The following is a 1,996-nucleotide window of genomic DNA, read 5'->3' on the forward strand; positions in this document are numbered from 1 at the left end:
TGTGTTTCGGCGTGCAATTTTGACCCCCCAGGCGGGGTGATCGGCGTCCAATTTTGACCCCCCTCAGCATTCGTCGGACCGTCCGTTGCGAGGCAGCGGGCGGAGGGGGAGTTGAAGCGAGTGGATACGATCGCGCGCGTGCGACGGGCCTTTCATGTGCAGGGCTGGTCGGTGAAGAGGATCGCCAGGGAGCTGCACGTGTCGCGGAACACTGTGCGGAAGATCCTGCGGTCGGACGAGACTGATTTCAGCTACGAGCGCGAGCGGCAGCCGATGCCGCGGATTGGTCCGTGGCAGGAGAAGCTCGACGCCTTCCTGGTCGGCAACGCGAACAAGCCGTCGCGCGAGCGGCTCACGCTGATCCGGATCTACGAGGATCTGCGGGCGGCCGGCTACGAGGGCGGCTATGACGCCGTCCGCCGTTATGCCCGCGCTTGGTCGAAGAGCCGCGGGGCGGTGACGGCCGAGGCCTATGTCCCGCTCTATTACGCGCCGGGCGAGGCCTATCAGTTCGACTGGAGCCATGAGGTGGTGCTGATCGCGGGCGTCACCGTGACGGTGAAGGTTGCCCACGTCCGGCTCTGCCACAGCCGGATGTTCTTCGTGCGGGCCTACATGCGCGAGACGCAGGAGATGGTGTTCGACGCCCATGACCGGGCCTTCGCCTTCTTCAGGGGCGCCTGCACGCGCGGCATCTATGACAACATGAAGACGGCGGTGGAGGCGGTCTTCACGGGCAAGGAGCGGAAGTACAACCGTCGCTTCCGGCAGATGTGCAGCCACTTCCTGGTCGAACCCGTCGCCTGCACCCCCGCGTCGGGCTGGGAGAAGGGCCAGGTCGAGAACCAGGTCGGCCTCGTCCGCGAGCGGTTCTTCACGCCGCGGCTGCGGGTCCGGAGCCTCGAGGAGCTGAACGCCTGGCTCCTGGACAAGTGCGTGGCCTACGCCAAGGCGCACAAGCATCCCGAGCAATCCGACCGGACGATCTGGGAGATGTTCGAGGCCGAGCGCCCCCACCTCGTGCCCTATGCCGGGCCCTTCGACGGCTTCCACAGCGTGCCGGCGTCCGTGTCCAAGACCTGCACCGTCAGGTTCGACAACAACAAGTATTCTGTGCTGGCCACTGCGGTCGGGCGCCCGGTCGAGGTCCACGCCTATGCCGATCGGATCGTCATCCGGCAGGACGGCGTCATCGTCGGCGAGCACCAAAGGATCTTCGGGCGCGGCCAGACCGTCTACGACCCTTGGCACTATGTGCCTGTTCTGGCGCGCAAACCGGGCGCCCTGCGCAACGGCGCCCCTTTCCGCGACTGGGTGCTGCCGCCCGCGCTGGCCGCGATCCGGCGCAAGCTGACGGGCTCGGACGACGGCGACCGGCAGATGGTGCAGATCCTGAGCTGCGTCGTGGCCGACGGGTTGCCAACTGTCGAAGCCGCCTGCCGCGAAGCCCTCGACCAGGGCGTCCATTCCGCGCCGGTCATCATCAACATTCTGGCTCGCCGCAAGGATGCCGCCCCGCCACCGCTGCTGCTGACGCCTGCCAGCCTTCGCCTGACCCATGCGCCGGTGGCCGACTGCGCCCGATACGACAGCCTCAGGAGGACCAGCCGACATGGACCGCACCCAGATCCTCGACCTGATGACCGCCCTCAAGCTTTACGGGATGCGCAGCGCCTATGACGAGGTCATGGCGAACGGCATCAAGCGCCAGCACGAGCCACCGAGGATCGTCGGAGACCTGCTCCAGTCCGAGATCGCCGAGAAGCAGGCGCGCTCGATCCGCTACCAGATGACGATCGCCAAGCTGCCGCTGGCCAAGGACATCGAGCAGTTCGACTTCGACGGGACGCCCGTCAACGAGGGCCTCGTGCGCGAACTGGCGACGGGAAACTTCGTCGCCGACCAGCGCAACGTCGTGCTCGTCGGCGGCACGGGCACCGGCAAGAGCCATCTCGCGATCGCCATCGCCCGCGCGCTCATCCGCGCTGGCACCCGC

Annotated in this window: 2 protein-coding genes; both read left to right on the top strand. The window is 67.1% G+C overall.

What is annotated here, in order from left to right; genetic code table 11:
* Positions 1–111 precede the first annotated feature (111 nt).
* Entirely contained in the window at positions 112–1,680 is a 1,569-nt protein-coding gene (istA, locus tag FG154_RS20340) for an IS21 family transposase (protein ID WP_145111929.1), read from the top strand.
* On the top strand, positions 1,613–1,996 hold a 384-nt coding region (locus FG154_RS20345; RefSeq protein ID WP_186312486.1), incomplete at its 3' end, for an ATP-binding protein. The genes istA and FG154_RS20345, both read left to right, overlap by 68 nt.

It is taken from the genome of Cereibacter sediminicola (assembly GCF_007668225.1).
GTDB classification, from domain to species: Bacteria; Pseudomonadota; Alphaproteobacteria; order Rhodobacterales; family Rhodobacteraceae; genus Cereibacter_A; species Cereibacter_A azotoformans.